Annotated in this window: 6 protein-coding genes; 1 reads left to right on the plus strand and 5 read right to left on the minus strand. The window is 60.3% G+C overall.

The features are described 5' to 3' along the window. Both ACIREA_RS26760 and ACIREA_RS26765 read right to left on the minus strand, forming a co-directional pair. The coding region (locus ACIREA_RS26760) for a 4Fe-4S dicluster domain-containing protein (RefSeq protein WP_397385381.1) at window positions 1-295 on the minus strand (295 nt) is incomplete at its 3' end. A gap of 2 nt (window positions 296-297) precedes the next feature. Further along, window positions 298-1,701, minus strand: a complete 1,404-nt coding sequence (locus tag ACIREA_RS26765) for an FAD-binding oxidoreductase (RefSeq protein WP_397385382.1) — start codon at window positions 1,699-1,701, stop codon at window positions 298-300. Window positions 1,702-1,754: 53 nt separating this feature from the next. On the opposite strand from ACIREA_RS26765, the gene ACIREA_RS26770 reads away from it, so the two are divergent. Continuing rightward, the gene (locus tag ACIREA_RS26770) at window positions 1,755-2,699 is read left to right on the plus strand and encodes a type I phosphomannose isomerase catalytic subunit (protein WP_397385383.1); all 945 of its coding nucleotides are present in this window, start codon (window positions 1,755-1,757) and stop codon (window positions 2,697-2,699) included. Window positions 2,700-2,724: 25 nt separating this feature from the next. Here the strand turns inward: ACIREA_RS26770 and ACIREA_RS26775 are convergent, their stop codons facing one another. The 3 genes from ACIREA_RS26775 to ACIREA_RS26785 all read right to left on the minus strand — a co-directional run. Next, window positions 2,725-3,219, minus strand: coding sequence for a hypothetical protein (locus tag ACIREA_RS26775; protein WP_397385384.1), 495 nt, complete (start codon window positions 3,217-3,219; stop codon window positions 2,725-2,727). Then, window positions 3,216-4,502, minus strand: a complete 1,287-nt coding sequence (gene hisD, locus ACIREA_RS26780) for a histidinol dehydrogenase (RefSeq protein WP_397385385.1) — start codon at window positions 4,500-4,502, stop codon at window positions 3,216-3,218. The genes ACIREA_RS26775 and hisD overlap by 4 nt, the downstream gene beginning before the upstream one ends. Before the next feature lie 131 nt (window positions 4,503-4,633). Continuing rightward, window positions 4,634-4,838 (minus strand): hypothetical protein (locus ACIREA_RS26785; protein WP_397385386.1); only part of this gene is annotated, 205 nt, incomplete at its 5' end.

A 4,838-nucleotide genomic window follows, 5' to 3' on the forward strand; every position in this document is an offset into this window, starting at 1 on the left:
CCTGTTCGACTTCAGCACGCGCGGTTTCAAACAGCTCGGCGTAGTTCACACCCGCCGGACATGCGGTCTGGCATGCCAGGCAGCCCAAGCAGTAGTACATCTCGTCGGAGAGCGCCTTGGAAACTTCGAGCTCGCCGTCCGCCACCGCACGCATGAGCGAGATGCGGCCACGCGGGCTGTTTCGTTCCAGCTTCGTCTCGACGTAGGTGGGACAAGTGGGCAGACACATGCCGCAGTGCATGCACTGCTGCAGCACGGAGTAATCGATGGATTTGAGAAGATTGGCAGATGGCATGATCAGTTCCTCGGATCAAAAATCTTCCCGGGGTTCAGCAGGCCCTGGGGATCGAGGGCTTGTTTAATGCTTCGCATGAGTTCGAAGCTGCCTTCACCAAGCTGGCGTCTAAGGAAGGCTTTTTTGGCGAGGCCGACGCCGTGCTCACCAGTAACAGTGCCGCCGAGGCGGATGGTTTCATCCACGATTTCTTCGAGCGCGATTTCAATGCGGTGCATCTCCTCGAGATCGCGTTCATTCGTGAGGAAGGTGGGATGCAGGTTGCCATCGCCAAGATGGCCAAAGGTGCCAATCTGCAGCTTGTGCTTCTTCGCCACGCTGTCGATGAAGGCGACCATCGTGGCAAGTTCGCTACGCGGCACGGTCACGTCTTCGAGGATCGTGGTGGGCCGCACACGGGCGAGCGCAGAGAAGGCATTGCGGCGAGCGGCGGCGAGCTTGGCGCCTTCCGCTTCATCCGCAGCGGCGCGCACATCGCGCGCGCCATTGGCGGTGGCGAGTGCCATCATCTGCGCGGCTTCTTCTTCGACGACAACCGGATGGCCGTCGGTCTCCATGAGCACGAGCGCTTCCACATCGGTAGGCAGGCCAATCTTCGCATAATCTTCCACGCACTGCACCGTGACGCGGTCCAGGAACTCAAGCGTGCAGGGAATGATCTTCGCGGCAATGATGGCAGAGATCGTCTTGGCAGCAGCGTCCATCGAATCATACAGCGCCAGCATCGTTTTGCGCGCCTTGGGTCGCGGCAGCACTTTCAGGATGACTTCGGTGATGATGCCCAGTGTTCCCTCACTGCCGATAAAAAGGTCCTTCATCGAGTAACCCGCCACGTCTTTGACGCACTTGTTGCCGAGAAATGTCAGTGTGCCATCTGGCAGCACGACCTCGATGCCCATGACATAATCGCGCGTGACACCGTACTTGAGACCACGCAGGCCGCCGGAGTTTTCGGCCACGTTGCCGCCAATGGTGGAGATTTTCATCGAGCCAGGGTCAGGCGGATAAAACAGGCCTACCTTCGCTGCGGCGTCGTCGATCTCTTTGGTGATGACGCCGCTCTGCGCACGCAGCGTGAGATTTTTCTCATCGACTTCGATGAGCTGGTCCATCTTCACCAGACAGATCACCAGACAGCCTGACAGCGGCACACTGCCACCGCTCAATCCGGTGCCGGAACCACGGGTAACCACGGGAACGTTGTTTCTGCGGGCGAGCTTCACGCATTCGGAGACTTCCTCGGCAGTGAGCGGGAAAACGACGGCGCCGGGACGCTGCTTGAGGGCGGCGGTGCCATCAAAACTGTAGGGCACAATGTCTTCGGCAGAGGTCAGCACCCGGTCAGGTGATAAGATTTCCTTCAGAGAGTCAATAAAGGGGGCTTCAATTTGGTTCACAGAGGGCATTCTGGCGAGATCGTGGTAGAGCGTCAACGCAGGCTGTGGTTGATTCTCATCACATGAAATTCAATCACCTCATTCGTTTCACACCAATTTATCAAAGCCGCGTCTGGGGTGGCCGTCGCATGGAAACCCTCTTGGGTGTAACCCTACCGGATGCAACCACGCCTTTTGGCGAAGCCTGGACGGTGTGCGACCGCCCTGAAGCCCCGAGCGTGACGTCGGATGGCGTGACTCTGCATGAGCTCTGGACGAACCACCGCGAGGCTGTGTTTGGCAAAGCCCTGCTGAAATCCACCAGCCCCACCTTCCCGCTGCTGATGAAGATTCTCGATGCCTGCGACGATCTCTCGATCCAGGTGCATCCGCCCGCAAGCATGGCCGAGGAATTGAAAGGCGAGCCGAAGACTGAGATGTGGTACATCGCCCATGCAGATCCGGGTGCGAAGATCTACGCAGGTCTGAAGCCGGGAGCGACGCGCGCGGATTTCGAAACCGCGCTGCAAAACGGCACGGTGGCCGATGTGGTCCATGTCATCGAAGGTCGCACGGGCGACTGCCTCTTCATCCCAAGCGGTCGCGTCCATGCCATCGGCGCAGGATTGCTGATCTATGAAATCCAGCAGAACAGCGACACGACGTATCGGGTCTTCGACTGGAACCGCGTCGGGCTGGATGGCAAACCGCGCGCGCTGCATGTGCAGGAATCCATGCAGAGCATCGACTTCACGGATTTCGAACCCGGCGTTCAGCAGGTCCAGTCCAACGGCACGCTTGTGAACTGCGAGTATTTCAACGTCAAAGTGCTCAGTGGCTCAAAGCAGGCAGGTGTCCCCGGCGAGAGCCTCACCCTCGCCGTCGTCAGCGGCAAGATCACCGTCGACGGCACGACTCTCAAAGCTGGAGACTTCGCCCTCGTTCCCGCGACCCTCGCCTCCTCCGCGCGTCTGGTGAAGCCGGCAGATGCGGAAAGTCAGTGGCTGGAGATCCGCGTGCCAGTGTGATTGAGTTCAGGCATTCCCGCCCGCCCTACTGTTTGGCCGCAGGCACTTCGGCTTTCTTGATCTCAGGCACTGCCTGCTCAGCGGGCGTGGTTGGGACAGCGGCTGGCGCAGCCTTCTTGACCTCGGGCACTGCCTGTTCAGCAGGCTTGGCGGGGGCAGAGGCTGACGCAGGCTTCTTGATCTCTGGCACAGGCTGCTCGGCGGACTTGGTAGCAGCAGGTGCGGCCACCTTTTTCGTTTCTGTCGCAGGCTTTTCGACCTTCTTGATCTCCATCTTGGGCTTTTCTGCCACCTTCTCGATCTTTTTGATCTCGGGGTCTTTGGGCGTGTTCGGCACGGCAATGAACTTCGCTTTCTCCGGATCCATCTTCGGCAGCTTCCCCTGCGGCACAGGCGGCAGCTTTTTCTCTGGAGCGGGCTTGGAGGTGGCCGCAGCAGCCTTGGCCTTGGGCTCAGGTTGAGGAGCCTCCTTGCCACAGGCAACGAGCAGCAGAGCGATCAGGCACAAGCGGTGGTTCATGATGCACGAATGGACACCGAACGAGCGTGCGCATCAAGCCCCTCAACTGCGCTGATCGCGCTGACGATGGGGTCGGACTTGGCACAGCTTTCACGATCCAGCCGAATGATGCTGGTGCGGCGCTGAAACATGTCCGCCGTGATACCCGGGAAGGATTTGCCGGAGCCGCCGGTGGGCAGCGTGTGGCTGGGACCAGCGAGGAAATCGCCGACGGCGACCGGGGAATGATTGCCCAGGAAGATGGCACCCGCCGTGCGAATGAGCGGCAGGATGGCGTCTTCACGCGTGGTGATGAGCGTGAGATGCTCGGGGGCAAAGTCGTTCGCCAGACGCGCTCCGTCCTCCAAACTGGGGACGAGCATGAGGAAAACGCCTTTCTCCAGTACCGGGTTCAACTGGGCCTGACGGCTGAGTGTTTGAGACTGCTCCCCGACCTGCTCGACGACGGCATCAAGCAGTGCAGGATCGTCCGTGAGGAAACCCGCCATGCTGTCCTTGCCGTGTTCAGCCTGCGCGAGAATGTCGGCGGCGATGAAGGCAGGGTTGCCTGACTTGTCGGCGAGGATGAGCACTTCGCTTGGGCCAGGCAGCAGATCGATGGAGACGACACCAAAGCTCTGGCGCTTGGCCTCGACCACGTAGCTGTTTCCGGGACCAAAGATTTTGACCACCGGACGAATCGTGGCGGTGCCAAAAGCCAGGGCCGCAATGGCCTGCGACCCGCCGATTTTATAGACCTCGGTGGCTCCCGCGAGCTTCAGCGCAGCCAGCAACCCCGGATTGACCGTACCGTCGCGTCCGCAGGGGGTGCAGACGACGATCTCCGGCACGCCAGCCGCAGCGGCGATGGCAACGGTCATGATGGAGGTGGAGACCAGCGGTGCGGTGCCTCCCGGCACGTAACAGCCCACGCGCTCGAAGGGGTGGAAAACTTCGCCGACCGTGGCCCCCTGCTCATTGGCGAATTCCCAGCCCTGGCGCATGCTGCGCTGGGCGAAGGCCGACACGTTGCGGTGGGCAGATTCGAGGGCGCGCTTGAAGGTGGGGTCAGCGGCCTCCCAGGCAGCCTCCAGTTCTGCCTGCGGAATGCGCATTTGCTCAGCGGTGAGCTTGGCTCCGTCAAATTTCTCCGTGAGTTCCAGCACGGCAGCATCACCGCGTTCGCGCACGGCCTTGATGACACCTGCGACGACTTCACGCACGGCATCGCTGGCCTCAGCACGGCGGTTGAGGGCGGCGGCAGCGGTAGCGTAGTCGAGGTCGGTGTGGCGGATGATCTTCATCGGGTAAGTTTACGTGCCAAGAGTGGAGGCAGAGTCAAGGATTCAAGAGGGCAAGGGGGACCTAGCGCCAAACAACATGCGCGACATCAGTCCACCTCAAGGCGGGACTGCGCAATAAATCGGGACTTCGGTCAGTCCCCATCAGCTCCCGCGTCAAAGTCGTTCAACTCCTCGCTGGCAGTCGAATCATCCCAGTGCTCATTCGAGTCGTTGCTGCGGCTTGCCCGCGAAGTGCTATGCCGCTTCTCGTAAAGATACGATGCGAAAGCAATGCCCGCCATGAGTCCGATGATGACAAGAAAAATCACCATTGGATCTGTCTTCCACAAGTTTACG

Origin of the sequence: Prosthecobacter sp., assembly GCF_044373815.1 — a bacterium.
GTDB lineage: Bacteria > Verrucomicrobiota > Verrucomicrobiia > Verrucomicrobiales > Verrucomicrobiaceae > Prosthecobacter.

Bases quoted from the DNA above. Each gene is read 5' to 3' on its own strand.
- ACIREA_RS26765 (WP_397385382.1), bottom strand. From the start codon at position 1,701: ATGCCCTCTGTGAACCAAATTGAAGCCCCCTTTATTGACTCTCTGAAG.
- ACIREA_RS26770 (WP_397385383.1), top strand. From the start codon at position 1,755: ATGAAATTCAATCACCTCATTCGTTTCACACCAATTTATCAAAGCCGC.
- ACIREA_RS26775 (WP_397385384.1), bottom strand. From the start codon at position 3,219: ATGAACCACCGCTTGTGCCTGATCGCTCTGCTGCTCGTTGCCTGTGGC.
- hisD (WP_397385385.1), bottom strand. From the start codon at position 4,502: ATGAAGATCATCCGCCACACCGACCTCGACTACGCTACCGCTGCCGCC.